The organism is Pseudooceanicola sp. NS-SX9 (assembly GCF_057380705.1).
In genome coordinates this window covers 55,345-77,365 of record NZ_JBXXRN010000005.1, presented here as the reverse complement: position 1 = coordinate 77,365, position 22,021 = coordinate 55,345, and the positions used below count along the sequence as shown (strand labels likewise).

Below are 22,021 nucleotides of genomic sequence, written 5' to 3'. Positions count from 1 at the left end.
GGGACAAGACCAAACGAAGAGAGCAGGCAGGGGACATTGGGCGCCGAAAACTCCGGGTTCGGTGGGATGCTGCCGGAGCATATGCGCCCCGCGGCGACGCTCAAGTCATTGTTGGGAAAAAACCTCAACCGCGGCGATGTGGCGACGCCGCTGCCATAAGGGGGCGCGAAACGGTGTCAGGCGGGGGCGGGATCAGAAGGCCCGGCTGATCGCCTCGGAGATGTCGATCAGGTCCTGCACAACCTGCGGCACCGGCATCTGGCGCCGGGTCAGCGCCCCCATGGCCATCGGCGCGGGTGCCTCGGGCAGGACCATGCGCACCAGCCCGCGTGGCTGCAGCCGGGCGCGAAACAGCGGCTCGGGGCAGACGGCGACCACGTCCAGCTCCTCGACCAGGGTGGCCAGGATCTGCGCCGACCGGCACAGGATCGGCCGCTGTTCGAACTGCACGCCGCAGCGCACCAGCCAGTCGCGGAACCAGGCATCCGTGGTGCCGGGCAGCGGGTTCAGCACCCATTGCGCCCGCGCCGCCACGTCCCAGCCCTGCGGCCCTGCCAGCGCCTTTTGCCGGGTCACCGCCACCAGCTCGACCTGGCGGAACGGACGAAATGCCAGCTCGGCCGGCAGCTGGGCGGGATCGGCAATGCAGAAGGCCACGTCCAGCGTGCCCTCCAGCAGCCGCGGCACCGCGCTCGAGACCAGCCCGGTGTCCAGCTCCAGCTCTCCGGTCGGGTAGCGCTGGCGGAACTGCCGGTAGAGCGGCCTGAGGCCAAGCGAGGCCAGCACCGGCGTCAGTCCGATCCGCGCCCGCGGCACCGCCTGCCCCGAGATCCGCTGCAGATCCGCCTCGGCGCGCGCCAGTGTCGCCTGCACCAGGCGGGCATGGGCCAGCAGGCTGCGGCCGGCCTCGGTGAAATCGGTGCCATGGGGGCGGCGGTCCAGCAGGGCGGCGCCGGTGTCGCGCTCCAGCTCGCGCAGCGATCGGGTCAGGGCGCTCTGGCTGAGGTTCAGCGCCTGCGCCGCCCCCCGGATCGAGCCCTGTTCCGACAGCGCCACCAGGGCGCGCAGCTGGGTCAGGCGCATGACGGTTCCCCCTTTGGGCAACAAAATGTTGTCCCCTGACAGCTTTTTCTGCCTCCCCGCCGGCGGGCGCAACTGCTGACGTGGCCGCATGAGCCAGTTTGCCGAAGCCCCCGACACCGAGCTGATGCGCCAGTGGCGCCATCACCTGCACCGCAACCCCGAGATCGGCTTTGACCTGCCCGAGACCTCGGCCTTCGTGGCGGATCTGCTGCGCGGCTGGGGCTACGAGGTGACGACCGGCCTGGGCGAAACCGGCGTCGTTGCCCGGATGGCCTTTGGCGATCCCGACCAGGGGCCGGTGATCGGGATGCGCGCCGACATGGATGCGCTGCCCATCACCGAGGCGACGGGGCTGCCCCATGCCTCGTGCCGGCCGGGGCGGATGCATGCCTGCGGCCATGACGGCCATACCGCGATGCTGCTGGGCGGGGCCGAGCTGATCGCGCGGCGCCACCGGGCGGGCCTGCTGCCCGGCAACGGGTCGCTGGTGCTGATCTTCCAGCCCGCCGAGGAGGTCGGCGGCAGCCGCTCCGGTGCGAAGCGCATGATCGAGGACGGCCTGTTCGACCAGTTCCCCTGCGATGCGGTCTTTGGCATCCACAACGGCCCGACCGAGGAAGAGGGCCATATGCATTTCCGCGCCGGGCCCTTCATGTGTTCCTCGGATACGGTGACGATCACCTTCCACGGCAGCGCCAGCCACGGTGCCACGCCGCATCTGGCGCGCGATGCGGCGCTGGCGATGTCGGCGACGGTGCTGGCGCTGCACACCATCGTCAGCCAGGACATCAACCCCCTGGATACCGCGATCCTGTCGGTCGGCACGATGGCGGCGGGCCAGGTGTTCAATGTCATCCCCGACCGCGCCCAGCTGGTGCTGTCGGTGCGCGCTCTGCGCCCCGAGGTCGCCGCCCGCATCCATGCCCGCATCACCGAGGTCGCGACCTTTCAGGCCCGCAGCTATGGTTGCGAGGCGGTGGTCGAGACGGATTACGGCTATCCGGCGGTGATCAACGACCTTGCGGTGACGCGGCTGGCGACGGCCACGGCGGAACGCCTCTTCGGGGTCGGAAAGGTCGAGGCCGACACGGCGCCGGTCTCGGCCAGCGAGGATTTCGCCTTCTACGGCCAGCACTGCCCGACCAGCTTTTTCCTGCTCGGCAACGGCGCCAGCGGCTATAGCGAGGGGCGGCCCGTGGGGCCGGTGTCGGTGCACAATCCGCGCTACGATTTCAACGACCGCATCCTGCCCCTCGGGGCCGAGTTCTGGGCCGGTCTGCTGGAAGATGCGCTGCGCCAGGGGGCGCTGGCCTGAGGGCGCTTTCCGGGCCCGCCTGCCCGGGGCCCGTTTGCCAGGTCCCTGTCTGGCGGGGGCCAGTCTGCCCGTGGCCAGTTTGGCGGGGGCCAGTCTGCCAGCGGGTGGCGCCGGGCTGGCCTGCCTTGGGCGCGGGCCCTTTCAGGCAAGGGACTTCAGCCGCTCCAGCGGGATCTGCCGCAGGGTGCGCCCGGGCGTGATCGGGATGAAGGTGGCCGACAGGCCCCCCGGCAGCAGGTCGCAGATGGCAAAGCCCGTGCCTTCGGTGATGCGGACCTCGCCGCGGGCCAGCAGGTCGACCGAGGCATGTTGCCCGACCGAGATCACCACCGGGATGCCGCGCCAATGCGCCACGCGGTTGTAATGCACATGGCCCGACAGGATGCCCACGATCTGGTGGCCCTCGACGGCGCGGGCCAGGGCCTCGGTGCTGGCGGGATCAAGGGTGGTCCAGCCGCCCGCCCGCGAATCGAGGCAGGGCGGATGGTGCAGCACCAGCAGCTTGCGCAGCTCAGGGTGCTGCGCAAGCGTGGCCTTCAGCCAGTCGGTCTGGGCGGGCTCCAGCCGGCCGCCGACGCGGCCCGGCTCGGCCGTGTCCAGTGTGATCACATGCAGATCGCCCAGGATCCGGTCATGGTCCAGCGGCGCATCGGGGTGGCTTGCATAGCCGGGGAAGGCCTTGTGAAAGCCCGCCCGGCGGTCGTGGTTGCCAAGCGCCAGAAAGATCGGGATCTGCACGGGGGCGATCATCTCGGCCAGCAGGGCATAGCTTTCGTCATGGCCACGGTTGGTCAGATCGCCGCTCATGACGATGAAGTCGGGGGCGGGGGTCAGGGCGGTGACCTGCGCCAGGCTGCGCGCCAGAGTCGCCACCGTGTCACTGTCGAGGGTCAGGTCCCCCACGTCCGGGTGCGACAGGTGGATGTCGGTCATGTGGATGAAGCGGGTCAAGCGGGAACCTCCTGGCGTTCGGATGGCGCGGGGCGGGGCTGGCTGACGCGGGCGGCGGCCAGCAGGGCACGGGTATAGGGCTGTTCGGGGGCCGAGAAGATCCGCGCGGTGGGGCCGGCTTCGACCACCTTGCCGTGCTGCATCACCAGGATGCGGTCGCAGATGGCGCCGACCACCGCCAGGTCATGGCTGATGAACAGCATCGCCAGCCCCAGCTGGTCCTGCAGGTCCATCAGCAGGTTCAGGATCTGCGCCTGCACGGAAACATCCAGCGCGCTGACCGCCTCGTCCGCGACGATCAGGTCGGGGCGGGTGATGATGGCGCGGGCGATGGCGATGCGCTGGCGCTGCCCGCCCGAGAATTCATGCGGGAATTTCACCGCATCCGAGGGGCGCAGGCCGACCTGTTCCAGCACCTCGGCCACGGCGTCGCGGCGGCGGGCGGGATGGCGTTCGCCGGCGATGCGCAGCGGCTCGGCGATGGACCAGCCGACGGTCTGGCGCGGGTCGAGCGATCCGTAGGGGTCCTGGAACACCATCTGGAACCGTGGCCTGAGGGCGCGCAGCGCCGCCGGTTTCAGCGCGTGGATGTCCTGCCCGTCGATCCGCACCTGGCCTGCGTCGGGGCGTTCGAACCCCATGATCATGCGGGCGAGCGTCGATTTGCCGGATCCGCTTTCCCCCACGATGCCAAGGGTTTCGCCGGGGCTGATGGTCAGGCTGGCGGCTTCGACGGCGACAAGGTGGGGGGGCTTTGCGAAAAGCCGCGCGCGCGGCTGGCGGTAAAGCTTGCGCGCGCCTGTCACCTGCAGTGCGGGGCGGGATGCGACCTGCAGGGGCCGGGCGCGGGGCGGGGCGGCGGGGCCGGGCAGGCCGCCCGACAGGCCCAGCCGATGGCAGGCCGCCTGCCCCGAGGCCGTCTGTTGCGGCAGGGCGCGGGTGGTGGCGCAGTGCGGCAGCTCGGCCGGGCAGCGCCCGGCAAAGCGGCAGCCCCGGGGCAGGTCCGCCAGCGCCGGGATGGTGCCGGGGATCATCGGCAGGCGGGGACGGGCGCCGCCCGGACCCGTCGACCGGACGCCGGGACGTGCCGCCAGCAGGCCGCGGGTATAGGGATGCGCGGGGGCCGCCAGGACCTGGGCCGTGCGGCCACGCTCGACGATATCGCCGCCGTACATCACCAGGATCTCTTCGGTGGCGCGGGCGATGACGCTCAGGTCGTGGCTGATCAGCACCAGCGCCATGTTGCGCCGCCGCGACAGATCGACCAGCAGGTCGGTGACGCGCAGCGCCACCTCGGCGTCAAGGGCGGTGGTGGGCTCGTCCGCGATCAGCACCTCGGGGTCGCAGGCCAGCGCCAGGGCGATCAGCACCCGCTGGCGCTGCCCGCCCGACAATTCGTGCGGGTAAAGCCGCAGGCGGGTTTCGGGATCGGGCAGGCCGACCTCTCGGAACAATGCCAGTGCCGCGGCGCGGGCGGCGGTGCGCGAAAGGCCCTTCAGCACCCGCAGGGGCTCCATCACGGTGGTGCCGACGCGGCGCAGCGGATTGAGCGCCGCCATCGGTTCCTGGAAGATCATCGCGATGCGGCGCGCGCGCAGGGCCCGCCAGCGGGCCTCGGGGGCATCGGACATGTCGATGCCGTCGACATGGATCATGCCGGTGACGCGGGCGCTGTCGGGGGCCATGCCCATCAGGCATTGCGCCAGCACCGACTTGCCCGAGCCGCTTTCGCCGACGATGCCGATGCGGGCCCCGGGGCGGATCTGCAGGCTGGCCTCGCGCAGGGCGTGGGCGTCGCCGAAACGGACGGAAAGGTCTTGCATGGTCAGCATGTCAGCGGTTCCGTCTGAGGCGGGGGTCGGTGATGTCGCGCAGCCCGTCGCCCAGCATCCCGAAGCCCAGCACCGACAGGATGATGCACAGCCCCGGATAGATCGCCAGCTGCGGCGCGAGGTAGAGCAGCGTCTGGGATTCCGCCAGCATCCGCCCCCAGGAGGCCGCCGGCGGCTGCACGCCCAACCCAAGATAGCTGAGCGCGGCCTCGGCCAGGATGGCCACGGCGAATTCGATGGTGGCCTGCACGATGACCGGCGCCAGGATGTTGGGCAGGATGTGGTGCAGCGTCAGCGCGCTGCGGGTGGCGCCGGCGGCCTGCCCCGCCAGCACGAATTCCCGGGGCCAGACCTGGTTCGCGGCCCCCCGCGACACCCGGGCGAAGACCGGCACGTTGATGAAGGCGATGGCGATCACGGTATTCGTCAGCGAGGGGCCGAAGGCCGCCGCCAGCATGATCGCGAACAGCAGCGCCGGGAAGGCAAAGCTGAGGTCGCAGATCCGCATCACCAGATCCTCGATCCGGCCGCCGCAGGCGCTGGCGGTCACCCCCAGCACCACCCCCAGCCCGCCGCCCAGCAGCACCGAGGCAAAGGCCACCGTCATCGAATTGCGCGCCGCCACCATCAGCCGCGACAGCACATCCCGGCCCAGCTGGTCGGTGCCCAGCAGATGTGTGGCCCCGGGGGCGGCGAATTTCTGCGTCACCGCCAGCGCCGCCTGCGGATAGGGCGTCCACAGCGCCGAGGCCAGCGCCACCAGCACCATCGCCCCCACCAGCACGGTGCCGATCTTCAGGTTCAGGGGAAGTCTGCTCATGTCAGGCGCGCCTTCAGCCGGGGGTCGATCAGCGCATAGGCCACGTCGACCAGGAAATTCGCCGTCACCACCACCGTGGCGATCAGCAGGATCAGCGCCTGCACCGTGATCAGGTCCCGGTTCGAGATCGACTGGAAGATCAGCCGCCCCAGGCCCGGCAGGTAGAAGACGCTCTCGATCACCAGGGTGCCGGTGACGACGCCGGCGAACTGCATCCCCACGATGGTGACGATGGGCACCAGCGCATTGGGCAGCAGGTGGCGCCACAGGATGCGTGCGGGCGACAGGCCGGTGGCGCGCGCCGTGCGCATGAAATCCAGCCGCATCACCTCCAGCGCCGAGGACCGCGTGACCCGCGTCAGCACCGCCGCCTGCACCAGCGCCAGCGCCAGCGTCGGCAGGATCAGCGCCTTCAGCCCCGCGACCGGATCGCCCCAGCCGGGAAAGCCCCCGGGCGGCAGCACCCGCAGCTTGACCGCGAACAGGATCACCAGCAGGATCGCCAGCCAGAAGGCCGGGATGGCGATGCCCAGCTGGCTGGCGATCATCACCGCCCAGTCGCCCGGCCGGCCATGGCGCGCGGCGGCGAAAAGGCCCGCCACCAGCGCGATCACCAGCGTCACCGCCATGCCGCTGGCCGCCAGCGACAGCGTCACCGGCAGGCGTTCCGCGATCAGCCCCGCCACGGGCACGTGGAAGGAATAGCTGGTGCCGAAATCGCCCCGCAGCACGCCGCCGATCCAGCGCAGGTAGCGCAGCCAGGCCGGCGCATCGAGGCCCAGCTGATGCGTCAGCGCCAGGCGGGCCTCTTCGGTGGCATCGATCCCCAGGATCGACAGCGCCGGATCCCCCGGCAGCACGTTCATCACCGTGAAGACGATGATCGAGATCGCTAGCAGCGTCGCCAGGAACTGCAGCAGACGTCGGATCAGGAACCGGGTCATCGGGGGGCCTCCGGGATCGGGACAGGGCGGGGATCAGCGGGCCTCACTTGGCCCAGTGGACATCCTTCATCGGCATGAAGGTCACCGGCGCATCGACCCACAGCCCCTCGATCCCCTTGCGGGACACCGTGATCTTCGGCAGCTGGAACAGGAAGCCCATCACCGCATTGTCGGCCAGGTAGACCTGCGCCTGCTTCTGCAGGCCGATGCGGATCTCGGGGTCGGTCTCGGTGCTGATCTTGGCCCAGAGGGCGTCGAACGCATCGCTCTGGTAGCCGTAGAAATAGCTCTTGCCGCGGGCAAAGTTGCCCATGTCATTGGGGCTGGTGTGGGCAATGATCGTCATGTCGTAATTGCCCTTCTTGTAGATCTGGTCCAGCCAGTAGCCCCATTCCACGGTTTCCATCTTGGCGTTGATGCCGGCGGCCTCCAGTTCGGCGCGGATGATCTCGGCCGAGCGGGTGGCATAGGGGAAGGGCGGCACGCTGATGGTCATGGTGGTGCCCTCGACGCCGGCCTCGGTGAACAGGGCCTTGGCCTTGGCGGTGTCATGCGGCCAGCGGCCGGTCAGGTCGACATAGGCGGGGCCATGGGGGGGATAGAAGCTGCCGATGGGTTCGGCGCTGCCGTACATGGCGCCGTCGATGATCTCCTTGCGGTCAATGGCGTGGTTCACCGCCTCGCGCACGCGGATGTCGTCGAAGGGCTTGCGGGCGTTGTTCATCGCCAGGATGACCTCGCCCTCGGTCGAGCCGACGGTCACGTCAAAGCGCGGATCGGCGCGGAACTGCGGCAGCATCTCGGGGGCGGGGCTGGCCACGTCGACCTCTTCGGCCATCAGGGCGGCGGCGGTGGCGGCGGGATCGGCGATAAAGCGGTATTCGACGCCATCCAGCCCCACGTCCTTCGCGTCGCGGTAATCGGGGTTCTTCTGCAGCACCAGCTTGTCGCCACGGGTCCAGCCCGCGATCTTGAAGGGCCCGGTGCCGATCGGATCCGAGGCCAGCTTGTCCGCGTCCTGCGGCGCCACGATCGAGGCATCGCCGCTGCTGAGGTTGAACAGGAAGAAGGCGTCCTTGGTCTTCAGCTTGATGGCGACAGTGGCGGGGTCGATCACGGTGACGCTCTCGATCGGCTTGAAGAGCGAGGGAGAGGCATTGGTGCTGCCCGGTGCCATCGCCCGGTCGAACGAGAACTTGACGTCATCGGCGCTGAAGGGTGTGCCGTCGCTGAAGGTGGTGCCGGTGACCAGATGGAACGTATAGCTCAGCCCGTCCTGGGAAATGTCCCAGCTGGTGGCCAGGTTCGGCTGCACATTGCCCTTGGCATCGACGGTGGTCAGGCTTTCCAGCACGTTATTGGCGATCATCGTGTCGATCGAGGCCGTCGCATCCGAGGTCGGATCAAGCGAGGTGGGCTCTTGTGCGAGGGCGATGCGCAGGCTGCCCGCAGCAAGCACCGGCTGGGTCAGGCAGGCGGCCAGGGCAAGGCCCGCGATCGAGGACATGAGGATGTGGCGCATATCAGGCTCCTGGAGGGGGCGGCAGCGGCGAGGCTGTCCGGTCCTGGTGGTCCTGCGGCCCGGGCGGGGGCGCAGGCGGGGTCTTGCGATGGGGGAACTTGGCGAAACGGGAACCGGGGGAACGGGGGCGGTCGGGAACCGGGAAAAAAGGGGTGGGGATCAAAAGCCGGGGGAACTGCGGACCGGTGATGTGGTGAAACGGGGCGCGGCAACGGTGTGGTCGGGGCGCTGGCAGAGCGCGGTTGGGGCGGACACGGGGCCGGTCGGCCCCATGAGGCTAGTCGTCCGTGCGCAGGCGCTGCGTCAGCCGGTCGAGGTCGGGCAGCGACAGGCCGTTCTTCAGAAGGAAGGCGCGGGTGCCCCCATGCGCCGCCTGCAGGTGGTCCAGGAACGCGGCCATGGTCTGCGGTTCAGAGCGCATGAAGGGCGCGTAGCTTTCGAAATCGCCGCCGCGGTCGGTGACCAGCTTGCGGGTGGCCTCGACGAAGGGGCCGATGTGCTGGGCGGTCAGCGCGTAGTCATCAAGGATCCAGTCACGCGGCACGCCCGCCAGTTCCAGCAGCATGGCGGCGATCATGCCGGTGCGATCCTTGCCGGCCGAGCAATGGAACAGCACCACCCCCGGTTCACTGCGCGCGATCAGGCGGGCGACCTCGACAAAGCCCGGGGCGTTGGTCTCGATGGCCTTCAGGTAAAGCGCCAGCAGGGGGTCGGGGGCGCTGCTGATCTCGGGGCTTTCGGGGGCAAGCCCTGCCAGCAGCGAGACGCAGGAATAGCGCGGGCCGCCGGGCCGGGTGGCAAAGGGATTGGGGCGGTGGGCGATCTCGTCGGCAAAGCGCAGGTCGATGACATGGCGCAGGCCAAGGCCCTCCAGCGTGTCGATCTCGGCCGGGGACAGGCCATGCAGGCTGGCCGCGCGCAGGATGCGGCGCCAGGCGGTGTCGCCGCGCGCGGTCGGATAGCCGCCCAGGTCGCGCAGGTTCAGCACGCCCTCCATCGGGATGTGGCGCGACATGTTCATTGCAGTTCTCCTTCCGCATCCTGCGCAAGCCGCGCCAGATAGGCGTGGAAGGGCGCAAATTCGAGCCGCCGCAGCACCTTGCCCGCGCGCGGGTGGCTGACATGGGTCAGGCTGAGGCCACTGTCGCGCAGCGTGCCGATGCCAAAGCCCGCGCCGTCGGTCATGTCCATGCCGGTGCTCAGGTCCAGGGGGTCGGTTTCGGCGTGGTGCCCGGCGCCGGTGAAGACCGGGATGCCGTACCAGTGGCTGGCCCGGTTCAGGTGGATGTGGCCGCTCAGGATCCCCACCACGCGGTGGCCCTGCAGGGCCTCCCGCAGCGCGGCGGTGGCGGCGGCGGTAAGGCTGGCCCATTCGGTCTCGGCCTGCCCGGGATCGAGCATCGGCGGATGATGTACCACCAGCAGTTTCGGCAGATCGGGATGGCGGCCCAGTTCGCACCGCAGCGCCGCGATCTGCCCGGCGTCCAGATCGCCACCCACCCGCCGCGGCCGGCTGCTGTCCAGGACCACCACATGCAGCCCCGCCACCACGCGCGCATGATCAAAGGGCTGGTCGCCCGACAGGCCCGGCTGCGGGAAGATCGCATAGAAATTCGCGCGCCGGTCGTGATTGCCAAGCGCCAGGATCAGCGGCACGGCGGGCGCCTGGGCCTGCAACTGGTCGCGCAGGGCCTGGTAGGCGGGAAGATCGCCATTGTTGGTCAGATCGCCCGACAGCACGATGAACTGCGGCGCGGGGTCCATCCGGGCGATGGCCTGCAGGCTGTGGCGCAGCGTGGCCGCAGTGTCGCACAGCAGATGCGGGTCCGGGGTTCCGGGGGCATTCAGGTGCAGATCCGTCAGGTGGACAAAGGTCGTCGTTCCGCGCGTCACGTCGGTTTTCCGTTCTGTTGGGCTGTCTGGAAGTGAGTTGCGCCCGATTCAGCAACTCAGTACTCTGCCTTCATGACACCTGAATGAACGTTCATTCGTCAAGAAGGAAAGCCCATGGACCAACCCGTTCCCGTTGTCGCTGATCAAAAACGCGCCCGAATCCTGGACGCGGCCGCTGCGGCGCTGGTGACCGAAGGGCCGCAATGCGCGATGGCCGCAATCGCCAAGCGGGCGGGGGTGGCGACCGGATCGCTTTATACCTATTTCGTCAGCAAGGACGATCTGGTGAACGCGGTGCACCGGCGGCTGGCGCAGCAGATGCAGGAGGCGCTGGTGCCTGCCGATCCCGCGGCAAGCCCGGGTGAGCGCTTTGACGCCTATCTGGACAGCTACATCGCCTTCTTCTGGACCGACCCCGACCGCGCCATCCTGTTCGAGATCCTGTCGAACGTGCCGATCCTGCCGCCCTCGGAACTGGTGCAGTCCTACTCGACCTCGTCGCGCTACATCCAGACGGTGCTGGCGGGGCTGACGCCGCAAGGCGCGTCGGGACAGGAGGCGGCGACGACGGCCGCGTTCATCGGCGGGGCGTTGCGCAACGCGCTGAAATGGTATCGCGCGCGCGGCGACGATTTCACCCCGGCCGATGCCGCCCGGCTGAAGGCGCTGTGCTGGCGCATTGCGGACGGGGCCTGAACCGGCGGCGGGGCGGTGCCGTTCCGGCGTGGAACGGCACCTGGGGCCTCAGCGGCGCGGCGTCAGGTGGACGCCCGCAATGGTGCAGCGCACCGATCCCCCGGCGCATTCCAGCGTCGGGATGGCCAAGGGGACCAGGGTGACGCTTTGCTCCAGCAGGCTGCGCTGCGCCGGGGTCAGGGCGTCGAAGGCGGTCTGTGACAGGGCCAGCAGCCGCCCCCGGGCGCCCTGAAGTTCGATCGCATTGCCGGCGAAGGCGGCGATCTGTGCCTCGCTCAGCAGAACCAGGTGGCGGCCACTGTCCGACAGCCGGGCCAGGACCTCGTCACGGCGGGCGGCGTCGGGGATCATGCCGGCGCCGATCAGCGCGAAATCGGTCCCGATGCACATCAGCACATTGGTGTGATAGACCGGCGTGCCCCGGGAATCCCGCGCCGCAAAGACCATCGGCTCAAAGTTGAAATGGGTGCAGAAACGTTCCAGCGCAATCGGGCTGGTCCGGTCCGAGGCAACCGCATAGGCGACGCGCTCGACATGATCGAGAACCATCGCCCCGGTGCCCTCCAGGTACAGGCCGTCCGGCTCCAGCCCGGAATAGTCGATGACATCCTGGACCCGGTAACGCGCCTTCAGCATCTCGATGATATCGGCGCGGCGTTCGCGGCGGCGGTTCGGCGCCTTCATCGGAAAGATCGCCACATGGCCCCCTGCATGGGTCGAGAACCAGTTGTTGGGAAAGACGCAGTCCGGCGTGTCGGGGTCGGTGCCCTCGAACAGATGGACGCGGACGCCGTGGCGCTGCAGTTCGGCCACGGCGGCGCTATGTTCTTCATGCGCCCGGCGCGCCAGCGCGGCGCTGTCGGTTGCCGGATCGCGGGCCTGAAAGGCATTGTCCTGGGCCGTTTGCGTGTTCACCGTGAAATGGTGCGGCCGCACCATCACCACCGCGCCGGGCGCCTGTACCGAAGGTCGGCTCATGCGGTGGCCCCGGTGGCGCGGGGGCCCATGGCAAGGCGGGGGAGCGGGCCGGTCCCGCACGGCTGGTCGCGCCGCGCCGCGATGGCGCCGCCGAGGCTGCCGAACAGGGGGATCTGCCGGTCGTTGCACGCGTCCGGGGCCATTCCCTGCCACGGATCGGTCACTGGATAGGTCCCGGGCCGCCGCTTGATCACGCGGCAGGGCGAAGGTGCGGCGCGGCGCGGCGTCTTCCCGGGGTTGTCCGGGTGGCGAACGCCTGCGTCGATGCAGCGGGCCAGCCGGATCGGCATCCCGGTCAGGCGGGGGCGGTGCATCAGGGTCTTGACGCGGGCGCAGGGCGCACAGGCCAGGGCAGAGGGCAAGGGGGCAGACATTTCCTGTCCTTTCTGAAATCTGCCGGAACCATCGTCGATGGCAGTTTGTACAGAAAATGCGAAACTTGCCGGATTTGAGGGGGAAGAATATACAGTTTGCCACCTAAGACCCTGCAAAGTGATGATCCCATGGCCGAACGCGGCGGCAAGTACATTTTCGACGATCTGGACCGGGCGCTGATTGCACAGCTGCGGCGCGACGGCCGGGCGCCGGTTTCGAAGCTGGCGCAGATCCTGAATGTGTCGCGGGGCACGGTGCAGGTGCGGCTGGACCGGCTGCTGGCATCGGGGGCGCTGTTGGGCTTTACCGCGCGGGTGCGCGAGGATTACGATGACACCGCCGTGCGGGCGATCATGATGATCGAGGTTGAGGGCCGGACGACCTCGCATGTGATTGCAAGGCTGCGCGGCCTGACCGAGCTGCACCGGCTGCACACCACCAGCGGCAAGTGGGACCTGGTGGCCGAGATCGCGGTCGACACCCTTTCGGATTTCGACCGTCTGCTGCGCGAGGTGCGCCTGGTGGAGGGCGTGCGCAACAGCGAGACCAGTATCCTTCTGTCTTCGATCTGAGCGGAGCGGCAGGCTAGCCTGGCTGCTCGGCGGCGATCACCGCGTCCAGGGTGCGTTCGAACAGCGTCAGCGCCGGGTCCGGCCGCGCCCCCTCCAGCGCCGAAAGCGCGATCGCGACCCTGGACCGGGGCAGCGTGGTCGAGACCGGGCGCAGGTCGGGGCGCAGCCGGGACAGGGCTTCGGCGCTATAGCTCAGAAGGCCCAGGGCCGGGCTTTCCGCCAGCATCTGCTCGGCGGCGCTGAAGGACAGCATCTCGTAGCTCTGGGTCGGGGGGGTGCGGCCGTTGCGGCGATAGAGGGCCTCGAAATAGGCGCGGATCGGGGTGCCGTGGGGGGCGACCACCCAGGGGGTCCGGGCGGCGGCCTCCAGCAGGGCTTCGGCCGGACCGGTGAAGCCCGCCAGCGGGTGGTCGCGACGGGCAACAACGGTAAAATGTTCGACGCTCAGCGGGCGTTCGACGATGCCCTGCGGCCGTTGCGCGCCGCGGGCAAGGCCGATGATCCGGTCGATCTGCCGGCGCCGCAAGGCCTCGACCAACCCGGCATAGCTGCCCGGGACCGCCGCCAGGCGCAACCGGCCAGAGGCGCCGACCAGCCGCGCGAAAACCCTCGGGATCAGCTCCTGCCCCGAGAACGGCAACACCCCCACCGACACCCGGCCCTGCACCCCCTCGCCATCGTGCAGCACGTCGGGCAGGCCGCGCAGCAGGGCGTCGACCTCGTCGGCCAGCGCGGCCAGACGCAGGGCCGGGTCCAGCGGCTGCAATCCATGAGAGCGCCGCCGGAACAGCTCCAGCCCGAAATGGGTCGCGATCTGGCCCAGGGCGCGGCTGACCTCGGGCTGGCCACGGCGCAGGTGGGCGGCCGCGGCGCTGGCGCTGCCCAGCTGGACCACGGCCCGCAGCGCCTCGAGGTCGCGCCATTTCAGCCCCGACCACAGCGACGGCGCGCCGCCCGTGGGAAACAGCGCCGCTTCGGCCCGCCCCAGGGCCTCGGCGACGCGGGCATAAAGGCGCACGACGCCCTCGCCTTCATAGGTCAGCTCGGCCCCGGACCAGCCGCGGCGGAACAGCGGCACGCCCAGGGCCTGCTCGGCCGCGCTGATCTGGCGCGATACCGAGGCCGGGCTGAGGTGCAGCAGCTGCGACGCCGCGCCCTGGCTGCGGGTCTCGGCGACGGCAAGGATGACCTGGATCTGGCGCAGTTCGGGCAGGGGGACCTCATATGGTAATTCTGAAAGATGGTATTTCATAGTAGCATAACATGGGCGGGACGGGGTCGGCTAGGGTGGCTTTACACGACCACCAGACCCGGGAGGCCCGGATGAGCCAACGTTTCCAACCCGCCACCATCCTGTCGCGTCGCCCGCTGAGCGATCGCATCGCCGAATTCCTGATCGGCCTGCCTGACGGCTCGGCGTTGCCGCCCGCCCGTGCCGGCGCCCATGTGGAGCTGCGCTTTGGCGGCCCCGAGGGGCGTTTCCTGCGGCATTATTCCCTGGTCGGACCGCTGGACCTGCAGCCGCGCGCTGAACCTTTCTGGCGCATCGCCGTCCAGCGCGAGGCGCGGCAGCGGGGGTCGGATTTCATTCACCGCATGTTCCGCGAGGGCGTGCAGGTGCAGATTTCGCGGGCGCAGACGCCGTTCCGGCTGGCCGATACCGGGGCGCCGGTGCTGCTGGTGGCGGGCGGCATCGGAATTACCGCGATGCTGCCGATGCTGCGGTCCTGCCTGCTGCGGGGCGTGCCGGTGCGGATGCTTTATGCCGGGCGCGACCGGGCGGCGATGGCCTATGCCGATGCGGTGCAGGCGATGGGCGGGGATCGCGTCACGCTGCAGGTGGGCGGCGTGCCCGACCTGCGCGCCCTGCTGGCCGCGCAACCCGATGGCTGCATCGTCCATGCCTGCGGACCGGCGCCGATGCTGGGTGCGCTGCATGACGCCGCGGTTTCTCTGGGCTGGGCGCCCGGGCGCATCCGACAGGAAATTTTCAATGCCGCGCACCGCCCCGAGGACCAGCCGCTGGAGGTGCATGTGACCGACGGTCGCGTCGTTCAGGTGGGTGCGGGGATGACGATCCTTGATGCGCTGGAGGGTGCCGGGCTCGAGACCTATTCCGATTGCCGACGCGGCGAATGCGGCCTGTGCGTCACCAACCTGCTGCGCCCCACCGCCATCGACCACCGCGATCACTACCTGACCGGAGGAGAGAAGGCCGAGATGACCCGCCTCGCCATCTGCTGTTCCCGTCCCGAAGGCGACCGCATCGACCTTGATATCTGAGGAGACGAACCCAATGGCCGAAGATTTTTCCCCCACCCGCGACGAAGTCGTTTTCGCTGCGATGGAGCCCCACGACAGCGGCAATTTCGCGAACCACGAAACCCCGCTGATCCGCAATTGCTGGTACGTCTGCGCCCGGCGCGAAGAGATCGGCCGCACGCCGCTGGCGCGGCGGCTGCTGGACACGGATGTCGTCATGTACCGCACCGAAGCCGGCGCACCGGTGGCGATGCGCAACCGCTGTCCGCACCGCGCCTTTCCGCTGTCGAAGGGGCGCCTGGAAGGTGACCGGCTGATCTGCGGCTACCACGGCATGGAATTCGACACCGAGGGCCTGTGCGTGAACCTGCCCGCCGTTTCCAACGTGCCGGCCAATGTCTGCGTTGCCACCTACCCGATCGCGGATCGTGGCCCGCTGACCTGGATCTGGATGGGGGCCCCGGATCTTGCCGATGAATCCCTGATCCCCGATCTGGGCTGGCTGGCCGATCCCGCTTGGGGCACGGTGACCGGCGGGTTCCACATCCGCACCGACTACGTTGCGATGCACGAGAACCTGATCGACCAGACCCATTTCCCCTTCCTGCATCCCGGCACCGTCGGCACCCCGGAATATGCGCGCTCTTCGCTGCGCGTCAGCACCGAGGACAACCAGGTCGTGATCCACCGCAAGCTGGAGAACTCTCCGCCCCCCGGTGTCTACGGCATCCCGACGAAGACCATGCACAAGCGGGTGGACCGCACCTCGGAGGCGCGCTTTGTCTCGCCGGCGGTGCACACCGCCTATGCCCGTGTGCGTGATCCGGCCCCCGATGGTGATGCGCCGTCCCTTTACAAGTTCAACATCACCCACTGCTTCACGCCGGAAACGAACAATTCCATCCACTACTGGTGGTTCAATTCCCGCGACTACCGCACCGGCGATGCCGAGATCGACACGTTCATGCTCCAGGCCCATGCCCAGGCCTATGGCGAGGATGTCGAGGCGCTGGAATGGATCACCGACGTGGTCCTGGGCGACCGCGATCCCCAGCAATGCGATCTGAGCTTTGCGCCCGACAAGCCCGGCCTGATGGCCCGCCGGATCCTGTACCGGCTGGCCATGGCCGAGCAGGGCGCCTGACAGGACCGAAGGCCCCCCGGGGGATTCCGGGGGGCTGCGATATCGACAAGGGAGGAACAGGATGTCGATTTTTGCAAGACTGCTGCCGGGGGCCGCGCTGGCCGCCCTGTGGCTGGGGCAGGCCCAGGCGGAGGAGCTGAAGTTTGCCAATTTCATGCCCGAGAGCCACCCCTATACCCAGGCGGCCTTCGCGCCCTTCGGCGCCGAGGTCGCGGCGCGGACCGACGGGGCGCTGACCATCGCCTTTTACCATGGCGGTGCGCTTGGGGCGGGGCCGGTCGAGCAGTTCAGCCGGGTGATGGATTCGGTGACCGATCTGGGCTTTGGCCTGCCGGGTTACACGGCCTCGTCCTTCCCGGCGACACTGCTGCTGGAGCTTCCGGGCCTGCTGCCGCCGCAGGACCCGATGCCCTATCTGGAGGCGCATCGCGCTGATCTGGCGCGGGACTACCGGCGGGTGCGGCTGGTGGCGCTGTGGCCCAATACGCAGAACCTGATCCTGACGCGCAGCGCGGCGATCACCCGGCCAGAGCAGCTGGCGGGCCTGAAGCTGCGGGTGCCGTCGCGCAATGCCGGCCGGATCGCCGAGGCCTGGGGGGCCACGCCGGTGTCGATGCCGGTGACCGACATCTACAACGGGATGCAGACCGGGGTGATCGACGGCGCGCTGATCGATGCCTCGGCGCTGACCACCTTCCGGCTGGACGAGGTGGCGCGCCATGTGACGCGCGGCATGCAGTCGACCGCCTCGCCGTTTTTCGTGATCATGGGCCGGGCGGTCTTCGACGACCTGCCCGAGGCCCAGCAGCAGGCGCTGCTGGAGGCGGGCCGGACGATGGGGCGCAACGGCTATGCCGCGAGCCAGGCCATGGAGACGCAGGCGCTGCAGCATTTCGCCGACGGGGGTGGCCAGGTGATCACGCTGGATGCGGCGCAGGCCCAGGCCTTTGACAGCCTGTCGCTGGCGGCGACCCGGCGGGCGTTGGAGGCGGCGTCCGAAGACGGCCTGCAGGCCACTGTCGCGGCCCTGACAAAGGGCGGCGCGCTGCAGCCCTAGGCCGGGGCGGTGCACGCCGCCGCGGGGGGCTTGGCCAGGCGCCCTGAGCGGCGGGTCCGTTCCCGGCCGCGCCCCGCCCCCAGGGGGCGGGACGTGCGGCCGGGATGTCGGGATGTCGGGATGTCGGGATGTCGGGATGTCGGGATGTCGGGATGTCGGGATGTCGGGATGTCGGGATGTCGGGATGTCGGGATGTCGGGATGTCGGGATGTCGGGATGCGGGCAGGGCCGTGCAATGCGGCCCTGCCCGCATCTCCGGCCACCCGCCGACCGGCCTGCGCCGGGCCCGCCTTTGGTCCGGCCCCGGGCACAAGGCGTCGGCCCGGATCTTCGGCGCGTCCGGCCTGAACCGGGCCCGCCGAGGGGGCCGCGCAACGGATCGCCCGGGCCCGGCGGTGGCACCGGCCGCGCCGCGCGGGCGACCCGGGTGCCAGAGGCGGCCTCAGGCCTGCGGGTCGAGGAACCCGCCCGACTGCCGCTGCCAGAGCCGGGCATAAAGGCCGCCGGCGGCCAGCAGCTCGGCATGGGTGCCCTGTTCGGCGATCCGGCCCGCATCCATCACGATCAGCCGGTCCATCGCGGCAATGGTCGACAGCCGGTGGGCGATGGCGATCACCGTCTTGCCCTGCATCAGCACCTCAAGCCGGGACTGGATGGCGGCCTCGACCTCGCTGTCGAGGGCGCTGGTGGCCTCGTCCAGGACCAGGATCGGGGCGTCCTTCAGGGCGACGCGGGCGATGGCGATGCGCTGGCGCTGGCCGCCCGACAGGCGCACGCCGCGTTCGCCGACATGGGCCTCAAGACCCCGGCGACCGGCGCTGTCGGTCAGCATCGGCACAAAGCCGTCGGCCTCGGCGGTGCGCAGGGCGGCCGCGATCTGGGCGTCGCTGGCCTCGGGGCGGCCATAGGCGATGTTCTCGCGGACCGAGCGGTGCAGCAGGGAACTGTCCTGCGTCACCACCCCGATCGCCGCGCGCAGGCTTTCCTGGCTGACCCGCGAAATGTCCTGGCCGTCGATGCTGATCCGGCCGCCCTCCAGGTCGTGGAAGCGCAGCAGCAGGTTGATCAGCGTCGACTTGCCCGCCCCCGAGCGCCCGACGACGCCGACGCGTTCGCCGGGCCTCAGCACCAGGCTGAGCCCGTCGAGCACCGCCAGCGGCTTCGTGCCCTCCTGCGCGCGGTAGCGGAAGACGACGTTGTCAAAGCGGATCTCTCCGGCGCCCGGACGCAGCGCGGGGGCGTCGGGGGCATCGCGGACCTCGCGCGGCAGGGCCAGGCTGGTGATGCCGTCGCGCACGGTGCCGACGTTCTCGAACAGGGCGGCGAATTCCCACATGATCCAGTGCGCCATGTTGTTGAGGCGCAGCGCCAGCGGCACGGCGACGGCGACCGCGCCGACCTCGACCTGGCCGGTGGTCCACAGCCACAGCCCCAGCCCCGCGACCGATCCCACCAGCCAGACGTTGATCAGGTTCAGCACCACGTCCTGCAGGCTGGAAAGACGCATCTGCCGGTGCACGGTGGCCAGAAAGCGGTCCATGCCGTCGCGCATCCAGCGCTCTTCGCGGTCGGAATGCGAGAACAGCTTGACCGTGGCGATGTTGGTGTAGCTGTCGACGATCTGCCCGGTCATGGCGCTGCGGGCATCGGCCTGGGCCTGGGCCACGGCGCCCAGCCGCGGCACGATCTGCCACAGCATTGCCCCATAGGCCAGCGCCCAAAGCACGAAGGGCAGGGCCAGCCGCCAGTCCTGACCGGCCGCCAGAACCAGCGCACCGACAAAGTAGATCAGCACGTAGCTGCCCACGTCCATCGTCTTCATCGCCACCTCGCGCACGGCCAGCGCGGTCTGCATCAGCCGCTGGGAAATCCGGCCGGCGAATTCATCCTGGAAATAGCCGATCGACTGGCGCAGCAGGTAGCGATGCGCCTGCCAGCGGATGCGCTGCGGGAAATTGCCCATCAGCGTCTGGTGCAGCACCATGGACGACAGCACCGTCAGCACCGGCATCAGCACCAGCAGCACCACCGCCATCAGCGCGACATGCAGGCCCTGCTGCTGCCAGAAGACCTCGCGCGGGGTGGTAGAAAGGCTGTCGACCAGATCGCCCAGCCAGCCGAACAGCATCACCTCGACCAGCGCGATCAGCCCCGAGCCAAGCGCCAGAAGCCCCAGCCAGGGCAGGGCGCCCCGGCTGAAATGCACGATGAAGCGCAGGAAACCACGGGGCGGCATCTCGGGGGGATGCGCGGGGTAGGGGTCGATGCGGCGTTCGAACCAGGCAAACATCAGGGGGACCTCGGGCAGGTTGCGGCGGGACGGTTGCCGGACCCTAGGCCGTGGCGCGCGTCTTGTCATCGCTCGGCCCGGGGTTGCGTGGCTGAGGGGGCAAGGCCCCGTCACGTGCATGGGCCGCGGCGTCCACGACGGCGCCCGGCGCGCGCGGGGCACCCGGCCGGGCCACAGCCGGTTCGGTTGCCCGGGACGTTGGACCCTGGCCAGCCGTCGACCGCCCTGCGATCCCCGGGCCAGGGTTGCGGGCCGATGTGGGCGTGCGCCGGGGGCCGGGGGCTGCTAGGCTGGGGCCGGGCCAGCCATGGGAGGGGGGGCGGATGACACGGGATGCGCTGATCGGGGCCTATGCGGGCTATCTGGACTGTCTGAACCGCCAGGACTGGGCCGGGCTGGGGCGCCATGTGGCCGAAACGGTGCTCTACAATGGCCGGCAGATCGGGCTGGAGGGCTACCGAGACATGCTGATCGGCGATTTCGAGGCCATTCCAGACCTGGCGTTCCGGGCGGTGCAGGTGATCTGCGATCCGCCGGTGGTGGCCAGCCGCCTGGCCTTCGACTGCCACCCGAAGGGCATCCTGTTCGGCTGGCCGGTGCAGGGCCGCCGTGTCCGCTTTACCGAAAACGTCTTTTATACCTACGATGGGCCGCTGATCCAGGCCGTCTGCTCGGTCATCGACAAGGCGGCGATCGGGGATCAGATCTGACCGGCGTCAGGCCGGGTCCGCTGCCGGATGCCGCCGCGATCCGGCTCGGGGCCGCAAAATGCCGGTTTCCAAACCCCGGGCCTGCCAGTAAGCACCCCTCATGGCCGCAAGGCCGCCGCTGCCCCCGACGGGGCCGCCTTCGCCCGTTCCCTCGTGCCCCAAGCTGACTGTCCGACCATGACCCCTGCCGCCCGCCTGCAAGCCACTCTTGACCTTCTGGAAGACGTCGACCGCGTCGCCCGTCCGGCGGATGCCGTCATCTCGGCCTGGTTGCGGGGCCGGCGCAAGCTGGAGGACCACGACCGCGGCGATATCCTGGAGCGCCTCGCGGCCCTGCTGCGGCACCGCGCGCGGCTGGGCTGGTGGCTGCAGCGTCACGGCCGCGCCGACACGCCCCGCCACCGGATGCTGGCCTGGCTGGTGCTGGCCGAGGGGCGCAGGCCGGACCAGATCGGCCGTCTGTTCAGCGGTGCGCCCTTCGCCCCCGCGCCGCTGGATGCGGCCGAACAGTCGCTGCTGGTCAAGCTGCAGGGGGGCACGATCGAACATCCCGCCATGCCCGAAGAGGTGCGCGTGGAATGCCCGGACTGGGCGCTGGACGCGCTGCGGCGCCGCTTCGGTGCGTCCTTCGCCCCCGAGATGGCCGCGCTGCTGACGCCGCCTGCGCTGGATCTGCGGGTCAACACGCTGCGCGCCAACCGCCCGGACATGCTGCGGGAGCTGAAGGATCTGGGCCTGCACCCCGAGGCCTCGGAGCTGGCGCCGCAGGGCATCCGCCTGCGGGAACGGCTGTCGCTGGCCCGACTGCCGGCGCTGCGCAGCGGCGCGCTGGAGATCCAGGATGAGGGCTCGCAGCTGGTGGCCCAGCTTCTGGAGGCCCGCCCGGGCGAGCGGGTGGTGGATTTCTGTGCCGGCGCCGGTGGCAAGACCCTGGCGATTGCGGCGCAGATGGCCAACAAGGGCCGCATCATCGCCTGCGATGTCAACGAGGGGCGGCTGAAACGCTCGGCCGAGCGGTTCCGCAAGGCTGGCGTCCACAATGCCGAAACCCGCCTTCTGGCCAGCGAGACCGACCGCTGGGTGAAACGCCACAAGGGCGGCTTTGACCGTGTGCTGGTGGATGCGCCCTGCAGCGGCACCGGCACCTGGCGGCGCAATCCCGATGCCCGCTGGCGCCCGGCGGAAGACCAGGGGCTGGACACGCTGGTGGCGCTGCAGGCGCGGATCCTGGCCAGTGCGGCGCGGCTGGTCCGGCCCGGCGGGCGACTGGTCTATGCCACCTGTTCCCTGCTGCCCGAGGAGAACGAGGCGCAGGTGACGGCCTTCCTGGCCGCCCATGCCGATTTCCAGGTGGTGCCGCTGCGCGCGGTCGCGCCGCAGCTGCAGGGCTCGGCCCATCCCGAGTTTCTGTCGCTGACGCCCGCCCGCCACGACACCGACGGCTTCTTTGCCGCGGTCCTGCAGCGGGCCGAGGCCCCGGCGCCCGACGCTGGAGAGGTTGCCTGAAACGGGCGGCGGGCGCGCGCAGGGGGGCTGGCCCTGCCGCGGGACCCGGGCGCGGAAATCGCGAATAGACG

General features: G+C 69.8%; 20 protein-coding genes. 8 read left to right on the top strand and 12 right to left on the bottom strand.

Annotation, left to right across the window (positions count from 1 at the left end; translation table 11 throughout):
• Nucleotides 1-192: 192 nt before the first annotated feature.
• Nucleotides 193-1,083: a LysR family transcriptional regulator gene (locus AC2ITM_RS21400; RefSeq protein ID WP_486470414.1), complete on the bottom strand. Its 891-nt coding sequence runs from the start codon at nucleotides 1,081-1,083 to the stop codon at nucleotides 193-195.
• An 88-nt stretch (nucleotides 1,084-1,171) separates the two neighbouring features.
• Between AC2ITM_RS21400 and AC2ITM_RS21395 the strand changes: the two genes are divergently transcribed.
• A complete protein-coding gene (locus AC2ITM_RS21395) occupies nucleotides 1,172-2,398 on the top strand; it encodes an amidohydrolase (RefSeq protein ID WP_486470413.1) in 1,227 nt (408 codons plus the stop codon).
• Between the two features lie 141 nt (nucleotides 2,399-2,539).
• On the opposite strand, the gene AC2ITM_RS21390 is transcribed toward AC2ITM_RS21395, so the two are convergent.
• From AC2ITM_RS21390 to AC2ITM_RS21360, 7 genes are all read right to left on the bottom strand, one after another.
• Nucleotides 2,540-3,349, bottom strand: a complete 810-nt coding sequence (locus tag AC2ITM_RS21390; protein ID WP_486470412.1) for a metallophosphoesterase — start codon at nucleotides 3,347-3,349, stop codon at nucleotides 2,540-2,542.
• Nucleotides 3,346-5,181, bottom strand: coding sequence for a dipeptide ABC transporter ATP-binding protein (locus AC2ITM_RS21385; protein WP_486470411.1), 1,836 nt, complete (start codon nucleotides 5,179-5,181; stop codon nucleotides 3,346-3,348). Before AC2ITM_RS21385 ends, AC2ITM_RS21390 begins: the two co-directional genes overlap by 4 nt.
• A 1-nt stretch (nucleotide 5,182) precedes the next feature.
• Entirely contained in the window at nucleotides 5,183-6,001 is an 819-nt protein-coding gene (locus AC2ITM_RS21380) for an ABC transporter permease (protein WP_486470410.1), read from the bottom strand.
• A complete protein-coding gene (locus tag AC2ITM_RS21375; RefSeq protein WP_486470409.1) occupies nucleotides 5,998-6,945 on the bottom strand; it encodes an ABC transporter permease in 948 nt (315 codons plus the stop codon). The genes AC2ITM_RS21380 and AC2ITM_RS21375 overlap by 4 nt, the downstream gene beginning before the upstream one ends.
• Nucleotides 6,946-6,988: 43 nt before the next feature.
• Nucleotides 6,989-8,467, bottom strand: coding sequence for an ABC transporter substrate-binding protein (locus AC2ITM_RS21370; protein ID WP_486470408.1), 1,479 nt, complete (start codon nucleotides 8,465-8,467; stop codon nucleotides 6,989-6,991).
• A 277-nt stretch (nucleotides 8,468-8,744) separates the two neighbouring features.
• On the bottom strand, nucleotides 8,745-9,488 hold the full coding sequence (locus AC2ITM_RS21365) for a tyrosine-protein phosphatase (RefSeq protein ID WP_486470407.1): 744 nt from the start codon (nucleotides 9,486-9,488) through the stop codon (nucleotides 8,745-8,747).
• The gene (locus AC2ITM_RS21360) at nucleotides 9,485-10,360 is read right to left on the bottom strand and encodes a metallophosphoesterase (RefSeq protein WP_486470406.1); all 876 of its coding nucleotides are present in this window, start codon (nucleotides 10,358-10,360) and stop codon (nucleotides 9,485-9,487) included. The genes AC2ITM_RS21365 and AC2ITM_RS21360 overlap by 4 nt, the downstream gene beginning before the upstream one ends.
• Before the next feature lie 114 nt (nucleotides 10,361-10,474).
• Between AC2ITM_RS21360 and AC2ITM_RS21355 the strand changes: the two genes are divergently transcribed.
• Nucleotides 10,475-11,056, top strand: coding sequence for a TetR/AcrR family transcriptional regulator (locus tag AC2ITM_RS21355; protein ID WP_486470405.1), 582 nt, complete (start codon nucleotides 10,475-10,477; stop codon nucleotides 11,054-11,056).
• A 48-nt stretch (nucleotides 11,057-11,104) separates the two neighbouring features.
• On the opposite strand, the gene ctlX is transcribed toward AC2ITM_RS21355, so the two are convergent.
• Nucleotides 11,105-12,034, bottom strand: coding sequence for a citrulline utilization hydrolase CtlX (gene ctlX, locus AC2ITM_RS21350; protein ID WP_486470404.1), 930 nt, complete (start codon nucleotides 12,032-12,034; stop codon nucleotides 11,105-11,107).
• Nucleotides 12,031-12,408 carry a hypothetical protein gene (locus AC2ITM_RS21345; protein ID WP_486470403.1) on the bottom strand — a complete coding sequence of 126 codons (378 nt, stop codon included), beginning with the start codon at nucleotides 12,406-12,408 and terminating at the stop codon, nucleotides 12,031-12,033. Before AC2ITM_RS21345 ends, ctlX begins: the two co-directional genes overlap by 4 nt.
• A 129-nt stretch (nucleotides 12,409-12,537) precedes the next feature.
• On the opposite strand from AC2ITM_RS21345, the gene AC2ITM_RS21340 reads away from it, so the two are divergent.
• Nucleotides 12,538-12,981 (top strand): Lrp/AsnC family transcriptional regulator, encoded by a 444-nt coding sequence (locus AC2ITM_RS21340; protein WP_486470402.1) that lies wholly within the window; start codon nucleotides 12,538-12,540, stop codon nucleotides 12,979-12,981.
• Between the two features lie 13 nt (nucleotides 12,982-12,994).
• Here AC2ITM_RS21340 and AC2ITM_RS21335 read toward each other — a convergent pair whose 3' ends face one another.
• Nucleotides 12,995-14,233, bottom strand: coding sequence for a LysR family transcriptional regulator (locus tag AC2ITM_RS21335; RefSeq protein ID WP_486470401.1), 1,239 nt, complete (start codon nucleotides 14,231-14,233; stop codon nucleotides 12,995-12,997).
• Nucleotides 14,234-14,304: 71 nt separating this feature from the next.
• Here AC2ITM_RS21335 and AC2ITM_RS21330 point away from each other — a divergent pair, with 71 nt between their 5' ends.
• The 3 genes from AC2ITM_RS21330 (at nucleotide 14,305) to AC2ITM_RS21320 (ending at nucleotide 17,444) form a co-directional block, all read left to right on the top strand.
• Nucleotides 14,305-15,264: a PDR/VanB family oxidoreductase gene (locus AC2ITM_RS21330; RefSeq protein ID WP_486470400.1), complete on the top strand. Its 960-nt coding sequence runs from the start codon at nucleotides 14,305-14,307 to the stop codon at nucleotides 15,262-15,264.
• A 13-nt stretch (nucleotides 15,265-15,277) separates the two neighbouring features.
• Nucleotides 15,278-16,387, top strand: coding sequence for a Rieske 2Fe-2S domain-containing protein (locus AC2ITM_RS21325; RefSeq protein WP_486470399.1), 1,110 nt, complete (start codon nucleotides 15,278-15,280; stop codon nucleotides 16,385-16,387).
• 61 nt (nucleotides 16,388-16,448) lie between these two features.
• Nucleotides 16,449-17,444, top strand: a complete 996-nt coding sequence (locus AC2ITM_RS21320) for a TRAP transporter substrate-binding protein (protein WP_486470398.1) — start codon at nucleotides 16,449-16,451, stop codon at nucleotides 17,442-17,444.
• Between the two features lie 442 nt (nucleotides 17,445-17,886).
• On the opposite strand, the gene AC2ITM_RS21315 is transcribed toward AC2ITM_RS21320, so the two are convergent.
• Nucleotides 17,887-19,734 (bottom strand): ABC transporter ATP-binding protein, encoded by a 1,848-nt coding sequence (locus tag AC2ITM_RS21315; protein ID WP_486470397.1) that lies wholly within the window; start codon nucleotides 19,732-19,734, stop codon nucleotides 17,887-17,889.
• Between the two features lie 323 nt (nucleotides 19,735-20,057).
• Here AC2ITM_RS21315 and AC2ITM_RS21310 point away from each other — a divergent pair, with 323 nt between their 5' ends.
• Together AC2ITM_RS21310 and AC2ITM_RS21305 are read left to right on the top strand one after the other, a co-directional pair.
• Entirely contained in the window at nucleotides 20,058-20,444 is a 387-nt protein-coding gene (locus AC2ITM_RS21310) for an ester cyclase (protein ID WP_486470396.1), read from the top strand.
• A 177-nt stretch (nucleotides 20,445-20,621) separates the two neighbouring features.
• Nucleotides 20,622-21,950, top strand: a complete 1,329-nt coding sequence (locus AC2ITM_RS21305) for an RsmB/NOP family class I SAM-dependent RNA methyltransferase (protein WP_486470395.1) — start codon at nucleotides 20,622-20,624, stop codon at nucleotides 21,948-21,950.
• Nucleotides 21,951-22,021: the final 71 nt, after the last annotated feature.